The sequence below is a fragment of the Wujia chipingensis genome (assembly GCF_014337155.1).
Lineage (GTDB): Bacteria > Bacillota > Clostridia > Lachnospirales > Lachnospiraceae > Coprococcus_C > Coprococcus_C hominis.
The window spans coordinates 2,512,050-2,524,546 of sequence record NZ_CP060632.1; the positions used below are offsets into that span (position 1 = coordinate 2,512,050).

The 12,497-nt window shown below is 46.4% G+C and carries 9 protein-coding genes and 1 tRNA gene; 3 read left to right on the forward strand and 7 right to left on the reverse strand.

Annotated features, from left to right (window positions below; all coding sequences use genetic code 11):
* The 7 genes from H9Q76_RS11720 to tig form a co-directional block, all read right to left on the reverse strand.
* Entirely contained in the window at nucleotides 1–1,914 is a 1,914-nt protein-coding gene (locus tag H9Q76_RS11720) for a GGDEF and EAL domain-containing protein (RefSeq protein ID WP_249321147.1), read from the reverse strand.
* Between the two features lie 15 nt (nucleotides 1,915–1,929).
* Nucleotides 1,930–2,919, reverse strand: a complete 990-nt coding sequence (locus H9Q76_RS11725) for a glycoside hydrolase family 25 protein (protein ID WP_118546216.1) — start codon at nucleotides 2,917–2,919, stop codon at nucleotides 1,930–1,932.
* A 39-nt stretch (nucleotides 2,920–2,958) separates the two neighbouring features.
* Nucleotides 2,959–4,995, reverse strand: a complete 2,037-nt coding sequence (locus H9Q76_RS11730; protein ID WP_118546218.1) for an ABC transporter permease subunit/CPBP intramembrane protease — start codon at nucleotides 4,993–4,995, stop codon at nucleotides 2,959–2,961.
* Nucleotides 4,992–5,756 (reverse strand): ABC transporter ATP-binding protein, encoded by a 765-nt coding sequence (locus H9Q76_RS11735; RefSeq protein ID WP_021986221.1) that lies wholly within the window; start codon nucleotides 5,754–5,756, stop codon nucleotides 4,992–4,994. Before H9Q76_RS11735 ends, H9Q76_RS11730 begins: the two co-directional genes overlap by 4 nt.
* Before the next feature lie 82 nt (nucleotides 5,757–5,838).
* Entirely contained in the window at nucleotides 5,839–7,557 is a 1,719-nt protein-coding gene (locus H9Q76_RS11740) for an alpha/beta hydrolase fold domain-containing protein (protein ID WP_118546220.1), read from the reverse strand.
* Nucleotides 7,558–7,669: 112 nt separating this feature from the next.
* A tRNA-Leu gene (locus tag H9Q76_RS11745) sits at nucleotides 7,670–7,753 on the reverse strand.
* Nucleotides 7,754–7,836: 83 nt separating this feature from the next.
* Complete coding sequence (tig, locus tag H9Q76_RS11750; protein WP_118546222.1) at nucleotides 7,837–8,988, reverse strand: trigger factor; 1,152 nt, start codon at nucleotides 8,986–8,988, stop codon at nucleotides 7,837–7,839.
* Nucleotides 8,989–9,348: 360 nt separating this feature from the next.
* On the opposite strand from tig, the gene nrdD reads away from it, so the two are divergent.
* Genes nrdD through dut form a run of 3 tightly spaced genes read left to right on the forward strand, consistent with a single transcriptional unit; the run spans nucleotide 9,349 to nucleotide 12,470 of the window.
* Nucleotides 9,349–11,475, forward strand: a complete 2,127-nt coding sequence (gene nrdD, locus H9Q76_RS11755) for an anaerobic ribonucleoside-triphosphate reductase (RefSeq protein ID WP_021986224.1) — start codon at nucleotides 9,349–9,351, stop codon at nucleotides 11,473–11,475.
* A 21-nt stretch (nucleotides 11,476–11,496) separates the two neighbouring features.
* Nucleotides 11,497–12,027, forward strand: coding sequence for an anaerobic ribonucleoside-triphosphate reductase activating protein (gene nrdG, locus H9Q76_RS11760; RefSeq protein ID WP_117780105.1), 531 nt, complete (start codon nucleotides 11,497–11,499; stop codon nucleotides 12,025–12,027).
* Nucleotides 12,024–12,470: a dUTP diphosphatase gene (gene dut / locus H9Q76_RS11765; protein WP_243023022.1), complete on the forward strand. Its 447-nt coding sequence runs from the start codon at nucleotides 12,024–12,026 to the stop codon at nucleotides 12,468–12,470. The genes nrdG and dut overlap by 4 nt, the downstream gene beginning before the upstream one ends.
* The last annotated feature ends 27 nt before the right edge of the window (nucleotides 12,471–12,497 follow it).

The window sequence follows — 12,497 nt, forward strand, 5'->3', positions numbered from 1 at the left end:
CTACTGCATCTCGATCAAACGGATGAAATCCTGATCGGATACAGCCTTACTGTAATACCACCCCTGCATAAAATGGCAGCCAATGTCGGCAAGGTGATCGCGCATCTCCGCGGTCTCCACGCCCTCTGCCACGATATGTAACTCTAATTCATTCAGCATACCAATCGTATGCTTCAACGTAATTCCAGCTTTCGTGCTCTTAAATGCATCCCAGATAATATACTTATCCAGTTTGATGATTGAAAATGGCATATGGTTGATATAATCAATATTGGCATAGCCAGAGCCGTAATCATCCAGAGAGAATTTAATTCCATACTGTACGAGATCCATGATATTTGCATTGACCGTATCCGCCATACTGATGGTCGCAGTCTCCGTAATCTCAATGTTAATCTGATTCGGACGCACATCGTATTTTTCCATGATCTGTTTTACCCGGTCTGAAAAATGCTGCTGCATCAGCTGCACCGGACTGATATTGACCTCGATGTACTCTACCGTCGTCTGCGCCAGCTTGAAATCATGAATAAACCGGCACACCTTATCCAGAATCACTTCTCCCATCTCAATAATCATACCGTTCCGCTCCGCGATCGGGATGAAATCCTCCGGTGATATCCAGCCAAGTTCTTCATCATGCAAGCGTACCAGTGCTTCAGCGGAGTTATAAACGCCCTTCTCCACCGAGAAGATCGGCTGATAATATACCATCAGCTCATCCCGGTCGAGTGCCTGCTTGACCGCCTTTTCAAACGCTTTGTCCTGTTTGATCTTGCCTAAATCGTAATCCTTTGCATACGTGATTCTACCCTTCTGCAACCGCTTCGCCATTGACATAGAGTAATCCATAACCTCGACCAGCTGTCCATATGCAGACGCATCTGTCGGACAATTCACACAACAGATGGATGCAGACATCATAATGCCTGCCTGATTCTCACTGTACCACGGATGGCGGAACCGCTCATGTACCGTCTGTGCCACCGCGTCAATCTGATCCAGATCCTTGTATAACACGATACAGAACTGGTCTGCGCCCAGACGGAACACCGTCTTGGCAAATGGAAGCGTCTCCATGAAAGCGCCGATCTGCCGAAGCAGATTATCTCCATTTTCAACGCCATAGGTCTTATTGATAAACTTGAAATCATCCATCGCAACGACTACGATTCCAAATGGTTTTTCGTTAATAAAAAAGGTGTGCAGATATTCGCCAAAAAAACGCCGGTTAAACTGCTTTGTCACCGTATCAATGACCGCATTTGGATTCTGCAGATAATAATAAATCGTCAGACAGACCGTTGCTGTCACAAAATTCAACAGCAATACATGTGTTTTTAACTGCAAAAAGACCGCTAACACAACAAGCAGCATATGAAACAGTACAACCATTGCCTTGGCAAACAATGTATGATTCACCCGGTGCAATGCCACGACCGAGCTTGCCACAATTGCAGCTATCGCAGCCGTGATCAGCACCAGCACTCCATAGTCATAGGTATACTGCCAGCCTTCCGCCTCGTATACCCAATGGGTATATGGATTCGTCACCAGTGCAGCCACATCAACCACGCCACACAATGCCAGCATCCATTTGGCATGCAGCATCTGCTTTGCATTGATATGTACGATCTGCAGCACGTAGTATGCAAACAGCAGTGGAAGCGCATTCAGTGCCAGATGCTGCAAGGTGCTTGTCACCCAGAATCCAGCATTTCCTTCCGTGCCGGACATTTGTGCCAGCTTCGTGCTGACGATCTCCAGTCCCGTTGAGACAAAGACTGCGGCAAGTGCCACTAAAAATGTCCGGTGACTCGCAAGCGGTATTCTTTTTTCATGAAAATACCATATGATTATAATAAGCAGCAGATAAATCGCCGCATAGTCATATGCCAGATCCCAATTCAACATAGGCACTCCCCGTTCCTAATAAACACTACCTTCCATCCATACATTCAAATCCAGTTCCTGTCCGATTCCTGCGATCGTGCCAGTTCCTGTATACTGCCAGCCAGAATACAGATATGGGAAATCCGGCTGATTCGCATAATGTGCCAGCCACAGCTTATAATCTCCCAGTCTTGTCATATCCAGCTTCTGTACAAACCAGTTCCGGTTCGAATAGATCATCGGTGTGTAGCCTGCGCTCTTCACGGTCTCGCAGAATCCGACAACGCTATCCGTCCGTGCATCATTAGAGAGGTCAGCGGTTCTCGCTCCGTCCGCATAGACCTCCTCTGTATCAATCACAACCGGCATATCGAGCGTATATGCAGATGCCAGATTCAGCGCAAACTGTGCTTCCTCCACACCTTCCTCGTAGCTGATCGCCTGGCTGTAAAAATAAATTCCGACCTTGATTCCGGCTGCTTTGGCGCCCTCAATATGCGTCTGAAACATCTCATCTGCCACCAGTTTGCCTTCCGAGCCATAGCCCCGGTATCCAACCCGGATAAATGCGATTGTAACGCCTGCCTGCTTCAACGCATCCCAATCCAGTTCTGCCTGATAGGAAGACACATCCACAGCAAGTTCAGACAACCGGCTGCCATCTCCGGCATGGTATGCCATGATCGTGCTATCGCCGTCCTCCATGTAGAAATTATCTGTCTGGAAATCGTTGCGCGGCACTTCCTTTACAATCTTATAAAATTCACAATTCGGAATATCGCCAACCAACACATAACTGGCTTTCGCAAACTGCCAGAAGTTCGTATAGATCATCTGCGCTTCTGCGCCCGGCTGCAATGTCCATGTATACCCTTGTCCCGTCACAGGAACCGGCTTATATTTCTTGCTTTTTCCGATATTGACACCTATGACTACACCGATCAGGACAAGCACGAGTGCAATGGCTCCAACCAGTATCACATGTGGCCAGTATATCTCATAATCTCTTTTTTTCTGCTGTTCCATACTCTTTGGTGAACCTTTCTTAACCTACTTTCTATCATATCACAAACGGGCATCTGACTCAACCGGAAACGCCTTATTTTTCGAGCGTTTTATTATATATACGCCAAGCACGCACAACCCGACTCCGCCGACAATCAGCACCAGGGCCGGCACGCCATTCTCCGAAAAAATCGGCAGGACACGTGCGACCTGTTTCGGATAAAATGCGGCTGTCACAGACAATGCATTGTTGAAAAAGTGCATCAGCATTCCCGGCAGCAGGCTTTCCGACTGCACCGCCACATAGCAGAGTGCCATACCGATCAGTGCTGTCGTCGGTGTCTGCACCAGATTCATATGATACAGTCCAAACACGATTGCCGCCGTCAGGATTGCCGCCCGTTTCTTCATCGTATGTTCCAGCGAAGATAATAAAAATCCACGGAATAAAAGCTCCTCGCACACCGCCGGAAGCAGGGCAATCAGCAGCAGGCAGACACCATATCCATATGAATAGATCGCTTCCATAGATCCTGTCATACTCTCCGCACTCTCCGGGAACAACATGCTTGTGATACTCGTCAGGAGCATACCTACCAGAATCGTTCCCATCATCAGCACAAGTCCGCCAAGCAGAAATCCCGGACGACAAAGCCGGATACGAAATGTCTTTCGCATATCCTTCTTTGTATACCACGCAGTCAGAAGCGGAACACCACCGACAATGCCCTGTGTGACAAGCAATCCAACAAGCATACTCTTCGCACTGGCAAAACCACCGGCATAGATCATCAGCACGAGCACGACCGGCAGTACCAGACAGACATCTCCAACCGATGGTACGCCACCCTTGATCATATTGCTTCGACGTTCAAAGATCTGTACATTTCCAGTTCCATCGCCAAACAAAATCGCTTCACTGTTGTAGAGCTTTCCAAGCACAAGCACTGCAATAATTCCGTATGCTACATTGCTGAACAGCACAATCGTAATCGATGAAAAACTGAACTTAAACGCCAGCAGATCCCGGATCAGCAGACAGATATTGGCAACCGGAACAAGTGCCATATTCCGGGTAAGTGTGACATTTGGCATAAACCCAATAAATGATGCAAACATCACAAGCAGCATAAGCGGCGTAATATAATTATTTGCCTCCTTATAGGTCTTTGCAAATACGCAAAAGCACATAGAGAGCGCACTGATCAAGACCGCAAAGGCAAGAATACACAGGCAGCAGACTAAGATTGCCGGAACGAATTTTGACACCTGTATTTTCGAAACCATACTGGTCGTCTGTGCCGCCAGTTTGTACAGATATACACCAATTCCACCCATTGAAAGGACATTTAACAAAGCAGATGCCACGCCAATCGTTCCAACGGTCAGGAACTTACTGAAGATCAGTTCCTGATTCGTGACCGGCAGCGTCAATATCGTCTCAAGCGTTCCGCGCTCCCGCTCTCCGGCTGTCGTGTCGATCGCCGGGTACATCGTTCCCATCAGAAGACTCACAACAAGCATAAATGGCACGATCACACCGAGCAGACTTCCGGTCGTCTCCTCAGTACTCGCGCGGTCGTCGTCCTCTACCTCAAATGGATGTAACACCGTATCCGGGTCTAATCCTGCCGCCTCCAGACTCTGATTCGTCAGGGAATCCGAATACGCTGAGAGTACCTGACGCACCTTCTGTTCCGCATAGCTGGAATTCGTAACCGAGGACAGATACGCGATATTATATCCGGTTCCATCTTCATTTTCATATACGATCGCATTGATCTTTTCTCCCCGCAGGATCATCGAAATATCTGCATCCATAACATTCAGATCGCACAGCTTGAAATGCAGCGTGTCATCATCCGGATGCAGAAACATCTCGACGAGCTCCGGATTCGTATCCATAAAATCAACCGCAATTTCATATGTCTGTGTATCCATCTGTGTTGTCACTTTTGACATCATGACCATACCGCCAACAAACATCAGCGGATAGATCAAAAGTGGCACGATCACCATCATAATGATCGTCTTTTTATCCCGGAGGACGTCTAATATTTCTTTCTTATACAGTTGTTTGATCACCTTGAAATTCATGACATTTCCTCCTTTCCTGCAGGTATCAGCTTTTTAAATGCATCCCGTAGATTCGTTGTTTCTGTCTGTGCATAGATCTCCGGCAGAGTCCCCTCTGCAATTACACGTCCATGCGCCAGCATCAAAATCCGGTCACACAGAAGTTCCGCTTCCTCCATGTAATGTGTGGAATAAAGCACTGCCTTTCCGCGCTCCTTCTCCGCCCGCATGAAATCAACAATCGCACTGCTGCTCACAATATCGAGTCCCAGAGTTGGCTCATCAAAAATATAGAGTTTCGGACTGTGGATCAGGCACCGGGAAATAGAAGCCCGCTGTGTCTGTCCGGTAGACAACTTCTCGATCCGGTTGTCGATAAAATCCTCCAGCGACAAAATCTGTGCAATCTCTTCAATCCGCGCATGAATCACATTCTCCGGCAATCCGTAGATGTTCCCGGCAATCGTCAGCAGCTCCCGCGTGGAAAGTCTGCCATACAGCTTCGTATTGCCCGACAGATAGCCAATCTGCCGTTTGATCTCTGTCTGATCAGTGATAATCCGGTCGCCATCGGTATATCGGACTACACCCTCCGTCGGCTGCATCAGACAGCCAAGCATCCGCAGCAGCGTCGTCTTTCCTGCGCCATTTGGACCTAATACCCCGACGATCTCGCCCTCCTTTATGTGCAGACTTACATGATCGACCGCTGAAAATAATACCTTCTTATGCTTCTTCTCATTCTTTTCAAACTGTTTTACCAGATTTTCTGCCTCTAACATTCCTTCTCCTTTCCCAATTCATCCATTACTATACGTTCCGTTTCAAAAAGAAAAAGGCTGTCCGGTTTCTGCACGGACAGCCTTAATATTTGTAATTGATCTTATATTCTTCACTGCCAAGCTTGACATGTATGATTCTGTGGTTATAACCAATCAGATTGTAACGGCACATTAATTTTGTAACCCAGCCCAGCTTCTTTGGTATCTCCAGATATCGAAAAATCGGCTGTTCGTCGATAATGTGGTAATCTGGCCGCCATGCACCAAACATCTGCGCAGCATTGTTTACTGAAAACTTCCGTTTTTTCCGTTTTTGTACGGTCTGACTATGTTTCCATGTGTTCGCCGTCGCATTCGCCAATGTGGATGATGCAGTGAATACCAGATGGGAACCTGGGAACAACGCCCGTATCTTCGCAATCAGGTCGCGCACCTCATTCTTATTCAAGTATGAAAATCCATCGTCACACACGAACATGACACCCTGATTCTGTTTACACCGGATCTCGTCTAACCACGAAAAATCCATCAGGCGCCGTCCAATCGTCTTCTCCCGCTCGCGCACGCCATACATCGCCCGCCGGACTGACATGATATTATGAGAATCTACGCTATACCACTGAATTCTTCCATTATCTACTCTGCCAAACATATTGTCCAGCCGGCATGCCATATGTACAACCGTTCCACAAGGGAATTCCTCCGTAAACCGGCGCACCAGCGTATCGCAGGCACTCGCATCCGCTGCCATGCGGATATTCTGGTATTCACTGATATGTGGATTCAGTCTGGTAAAATCAAATTTATGGTCATATATAAACTTAGACGCCCAGTCATCCTTGAAATATTCTGGATATTTCTTAGACCAGTCTGACATCATTTTCAAAGGATAGATCGCACGCAGCGACGTATCAAATGTTCCGTTGATACAGTCGATCAAAAAGCCCTGTGCTTTCTTGTACTCCTTTGTCTTATCGTAGATCATGAAATCTTCCGCTTCATCTTCAAATTCAAAGAACCGGATATTCACGCCAGCCTTCTTCGCTTTCTTATAAAACTCCCGCGCATAGCAGTGATACAAATCCTGCACCCCGGAAAACAGCACAACATCGTCACAGATATCGGTCATATCTCCATAGTATGGACTGGTATACTCCGTCTTTACCGCATAATCACGCACCCAATAGGAGTTCAGGAACTCTTTGACATGCTCATTATAAAATGTCCACTTTGCTTGCTTGGAATTCTCGATCAGTTCCTGCTCTAAGCTCTTATCAAAAAACTCGGTATCCATCATCGGCGACAGCAGATACAACTGATCCGGTTTGCGCAAGCCTTCCCGCCATGCCGCCATCGCAAGCGACAATGCCAGACCACCGCCAGCGCCACAGCCCATAAGCACCACGCGTTCCACGTCCTGTCCTTTCGTACAGTTCGCATACGCCGGTTCCAGCATCTGAAAAACTTCCCGGCAACAATGCTCCGGTGCAAGCGGATACATCGGCAGGAAAATTCCCGCATGACACGCAAGTGCTGTCTTCGCAAGGAACATCCATTCTGCAGGGTTCATCCGGAAACACAGCTTACTGGAATACAGATACATAATGTAAGTCCCATTAAATCCCTGTTTGGGCACGAGCCGATAGCATAACCGTCCCTCCTCGTGCAACTCGTCAATGTCAAACTGCTTCACAACAAATGGTGGAATTTTAAATTCGGCTTTTCTTTTACTGAGTTCCACCTGTCGCTTCAGATCTTCCGCACGCATCCTGTGAAATTTTGAAGATATCGTTTTTCCCATAGTACTTACTATTTTACCAAACTTATCCTATATGGGCAAGCTGTTTTCTAAACCTCTTCTGCAGCCATCTTCCGCATCAAAAAAGGGATAGGCGATTGCCTATCCCTTTTGATGCGGAAGATGGGACTTGAACCCACACGGTATTGCTACCACAGGCACCTGAAGCCTGCGCGTCTGCCAATTCCGCCACTTCCGCGTACTGCGTTTCGTATCATATCATTTCTATCCGCAAATGTCAACAGGAAAATTGATAAAATCGAAACGCTTTTTCATTTTTAATTATTCTGCGTCCGTTGCAGAGGCATCACTGCCAGTTGCAGCCGGTGTCTCAACGGTTGCATCACTGGCGGTTGCCTGTACACCCTTGCCATTCTCTAACAGGTAATCAACGACCTTCTGAGCCAGTGCATAATAAACAAGATCCTCAGAAGTATAATTCTCTTCAAGGCTGGACTCATCATCGTAACCATAATAATCCATGATTGTCTTCTTGTAGTCATCAACCTCTGCCTTATCAACGGTGATTCCGGCATCCTTTGCAACTGCACATACCGCAATCTTTTCCTTCATGTAATCCTCAGCCAGTCCCTGTACATACTCACGGAAATCAGACTCACTCTGGAAACCATATCTGGCTGTTACATAATCGCCAAGTGAATAGCCATACTGGGAAGCTGCCTGCTCCTGCTGAGAAATACTCTTATCGATCAGATCCTGCATTTCCTGCTCTGGATACTCGTTATAAGTAGTCTTCTCTACAAGCACCTGCATAACTGCGCTCTCATTGGCACTCTTATCCGACTTGTCATACTGCTCAACCAGATCTTTTCTGACGGAATCCTCATATTCCAGAATTGTTGTTGCATCTGTATAAGAAGCAACAAATGCATCGTTGTACTCCGGAAGCTGTGTCTCTGTAATGTAGTTGATCGTAATCTTAAAATCTGCTTCCTTTCCGTTCAGCTCATCCTTACCATAATTCTCCGGGAACGTTGCCTTGATGTTGAACGTCTCACCAACCTTATGTCCTATGATACCATCCTCAAAGCCCGGAATCATGGATCCACTTCCAAGTGTCAGGTCATAACCAGAGCCATTTGAATTACCACCTTCGAATTCCTCGCCATCGATACTGCCAACGAAATCAATATTGACATTATCGCCTTCCTTGACGGTTCCTTCCTTTACCTGTGTCTTCGTTGCATACTGTTGCAACAGGGAATCAATCTTTGTTTTTACATCCGCATCTGTCACGGTCGATTTTGTCTCTTCATATTCCAGTCCCTTATAGTCTGGCAGGTCACAATACGCTGCATATTTGTCAATCATACTCTGCTGGTCAACGCCATCTACCTTCTTTCCACATCCGGTAAGCATTGTCATCCCAAGCGCAAGACTCAGTACATACCCAAGTGTTTTAAACTTCTTCATAATACATATCCCTTCTGATTCTACCTAAAAATATAAGACTTAAAAACTTAAATCCCTAGCATTTATACCATATTTTAAGGAAAATGAAAAGGCAATTTTCATATTTCACAAAGAAATCACAGGGCATACACATTTTTTCCGGCATGTATAAGGCACAAAAATGGCTTGAATACGCGGTTTTTCGGCATTTTAGGAGTCCAAAAAATCGCAACATCTAGTTTTTGTGCATTTTTTTCATACTAGATTTAGTGTTTTCATGTTTACAAACCACAAGTCAGATGATATAATGTGAAACCGTATTCACGTTTTTTATTTGGATACCAAAGAAATACACTGACAGATAGTTTTAGGAGAGGGTTTATGAAAGTTATCAAACGAGATGGTCATACAGTGACCTATGACCGCAGCAAGATCATCACTGCCATCAAAAAGGCAAATGCTGAGGTTGAACCAGGTGAAAAAGTAACCGATGAAAAAATTGAGGAGATTGTTCAGGGGATTGAAAGCAAGAACCGCCCACGTATGCTGGTGGAGGATATCCAGGATATCATCGAGCAGAAGCTGATGGCGGACGGCAAGTTTGTACTTGCCAAGACTTACATTATTTATCGTTATACCCGCGAGCTTGTCCGTAAGGCAAATACAACGGACGATTCTATTTTAAGTCTGATTAAAAACCGTAACAAAGATGTTATGGAAGAAAATTCAAACAAGAACGCAACGGTTGCCTCTACCCAGCGTGACCTGATCGCCGGTGAGGTATCCAAGGATCTGACACGTCGTGTTCTGCTGCCAGAGAAGATTTCTAAGGCACATGATGAGGGCGTACTGCATTTCCACGATGCGGATTATTTCTTACAGCCAATCTTCAACTGCTGTCTGATCAATATCGGCGATATGCTTGATAATGGGACTGTAATGAACGGAAAATTGATTGAGAGCCCAAAGAGCTTTCAGGTAGCCTGTACGGTTATGACACAGATTATTTCCTCGGTTGCCAGCAGCCAGTACGGCGGACAGTCTGTAGATATCCGTCATCTCGGCAAATATCTGCGCAAGAGCTACAACAAATATAAGAACAAACTGGTTGAGGAATTCGGAGATAAGATTGACGATGCAATCCTGGAGCAGATGGCACAGGACCGCCTGCAGGACGAGCTTCGTTCCGGTGTCCAGACAATCCAGTACCAGATCAATACATTGATGACAACCAATGGACAGTCCCCATTCGTGACATTGTTCCTGAATCTCGATCCAAACGACGAGTATATCGAGGAAAATGCAATCATCGTGGAGGAGATTCTCCGTCAACGTCTCGAGGGCATCAAAAACGAGAAGGGTGTGTATGTGACACCTGCATTCCCGAAGCTTATTTATGTATTGGATGAGCACAACTGCTTAAAGGGCGGAAAATATGACTATATTACGAAACTGGCGGTCAAATGTTCAGCCAAGCGCCTCTATCCAGATTACATCTCTGCGAAAAAGATGCGTGAAAACTACGAAGGCAATGTATTCTCCTGTATGGGATGCCGTTCGTTCCTCTCTCCATGGAAGGATGAGAACGGAAATTATAAATGGGAAGGACGTTTCAACCAGGGTGTTGTATCCCTGAACCTTCCACAGATTGGTATTCTGGCAAAGGGCAATGAGGAAAAGTTCTGGAGCATGCTCGACGAGCGTCTGGATCTGTGCTACGAAGCTTTGATGTGCAGACATAATGCACTGCTTGGTGTTACCTCGGATGTCAGTCCGGTACACTGGCAGTACGGTGCGATTGCCCGTCTGAAAAAAGGTGAAAAGATTGATCCATTATTGAAGGATGGATACTCTACAATCTCCCTTGGTTATATCGGCCTGTACGAGGTAACAAAGCTTATGACTGGCAAGAGCCACACCGAACCGGAAGGTGAGGAATTTGCCCTTCGTGTTATGAACCGTCTGCGCAAGGCTTGTGATACATGGAAGGAAGAAACCGGTCTTGGTTTCGGTCTGTATGGCACACCGGCAGAAAGCCTCTGCTATCGTTTCGCAAGAATCGACCAGGAGCGTTTCGGCACGATTGAAGACGTCACAGACAAGGGCTATTATACGAACTCTTATCATGTGGATGTCCGCGAGAAGATCGACGCATTCAGCAAGTTCCGTTTTGAAAGCCAGTTCCAGACCATTTCCTCTGGTGGTGCGATCTCTTATGTGGAGATTCCAAACATGCGCCACAACTTAGAGGCACTCGAAGAGATCGTGCGTTTCATCTACGACAACATTCAGTATGCAGAGTTCAACACGAAATCCGATTACTGCCATGTCTGTGATTACGATGGAGAAATCATGATCAACGACGACAACGAGTGGGAATGTCCACAGTGCGGCAACAAGGATCACTCCAAGATGAATGTGACACGTCGTACCTGCGGCTACCTCGGCGAGAATTTCTGGAATGTCGGCAAGACGAAAGAGATCAAAGCACGTGTATTACATCTGTAAAGTCGAGGTTAAAAAATAGATATGAATTATGCGGATATCAAGCGCATTGATGTGGCAAACGGACTCGGCGTGCGGGTTTCCCTGTTCGTGTCCGGCTGTTCCCATCACTGCAAGGGCTGTTTTAACGAAGAAACATGGGATTTCAACTACGGAAAACCATTTACAGAAGCGGAGATTGAGCAGATCTTGGATTATCTGAAACCAGACTATATCAAGGGACTGTCGCTACTCGGCGGGGAACCTTTCGAATATGTCAACCAGCAGGGACTGCTGCCTTTGCTTCGACGGTTTAAGTCTCTGTACCCACAGAAAGATGTGTGGTGCTACACAGGCTATGATTTTGAAAAAGATATACAGGGAAAAATGATGGTGATGTGGCCGGAGACACGTGAATTGCTCCGCTACATCGATATACTGGTCGACGGGGAATTCGAAATGGATAAGAAAGATTTGTCCCTCCGCTTCCGCGGCTCCTCCAACCAGAGAATCATCAACGTCAAGCGTTCGCTTGCAGAAAACAAAGTTTGTCTGGAGGAGGAATTTTACAAATGATTACCCATATGCAGGTAAATGTTAAGAAATTAGACGAAAACGCAGTACTGCCAACCTACGGTTCTACCAACGCTGCCGGTGCCGATTTGTACGCATGTATCGATGCGCCACTTACGATTGCACCACATGAGACGGTGATGGTTCATACCGGACTTGCCATGGAGATTCCAGAAGGTTATGCCGGACTTGTCTATGCCAGAAGCGGACTGGCTGCCAAACGTCATCTGGCTCCTGCAAATAAAGTCGGTGTTGTCGATTCCGATTACCGCGGTGAGTTCATGGTTGCTCTACACAATCACAGCAACGAGCCACAGACGATTGAGCCAAAGGAGCGTATCGCACAGCTTGTCATCACACCATATATTGTTGGTGATTTCGCAGTGGTTGACGAATTAGAAGAAACCGAACGCGGTGCCGGTGGTTTTGGTTCCACGGGACGATAAGATACTATTTCAAAACAAATGGGTGCA

Coding starts and splice junctions, on each gene's coding strand:
- H9Q76_RS11735 (WP_021986221.1), bottom strand. CDS start 5,756: ATGTTAGAGGCAGAAAATCTGGTAAAACAGTTTGAAAAGAATGAGAAG.
- nrdG (WP_117780105.1), top strand. CDS start 11,497: ATGAATTATGCGGATATCAAGCGCATTGATGTGGCAAACGGACTCGGC.
- H9Q76_RS11725 (WP_118546216.1), bottom strand. CDS start 2,919: ATGGAACAGCAGAAAAAAAGAGATTATGAGATATACTGGCCACATGTG.
- H9Q76_RS11730 (WP_118546218.1), bottom strand. CDS start 4,995: ATGAATTTCAAGGTGATCAAACAACTGTATAAGAAAGAAATATTAGAC.
- H9Q76_RS11720 (WP_249321147.1), bottom strand. CDS start 1,914: ATGTTGAATTGGGATCTGGCATATGACTATGCGGCGATTTATCTGCTG.
- tig (WP_118546222.1), bottom strand. CDS start 8,988: ATGAAGAAGTTTAAAACACTTGGGTATGTACTGAGTCTTGCGCTTGGG.
- H9Q76_RS11740 (WP_118546220.1), bottom strand. CDS start 7,557: ATGGGAAAAACGATATCTTCAAAATTTCACAGGATGCGTGCGGAAGAT.
- dut (WP_243023022.1), top strand. CDS start 12,024: ATGATTACCCATATGCAGGTAAATGTTAAGAAATTAGACGAAAACGCA.
- nrdD (WP_021986224.1), top strand. CDS start 9,349: ATGAAAGTTATCAAACGAGATGGTCATACAGTGACCTATGACCGCAGC.